1 protein-coding gene is annotated in these 265 nt (G+C 71.7%); it reads right to left on the bottom strand.

Annotation, left to right across the window (positions count from 1 at the left end; all coding sequences use genetic code 11):
- Positions 1-265, bottom strand: a 265-nt coding sequence (locus AC3XQU_RS24075; protein ID WP_489876646.1) for a phosphate acyltransferase, incomplete at both ends; no start/stop codon positions are given.

Raw genomic sequence — 265 nt, 5'->3', positions numbered from 1 at the left:
CGACACGCCCGGCATCCGCGGCAACAGCGGCATGACGTAGGTCATCTGCGTCCACCAGTCGCCGATCCCGCCACACAAGGCCGCATCGACGCGTCCCTCGCGCAACAGCATCGCCGCCGCCACGCTGGGCCGGGTCCGCAGCGCCCGCTCGGCGCTGTCGGGCGGCGTGCCACGACGGCCGACCAGCGCGCTATAGCCCGCCAGCAACGGCTCGAACACTTCGCGATCGGTAGCCGGATCGAGCACCTCGACGTCGGTGCCGATC

It is taken from the genome of Telluria sp. AZSoR62 (genome assembly GCF_058111565.1).
This window is presented reverse-complemented; position numbering and strand designations above follow the sequence as displayed.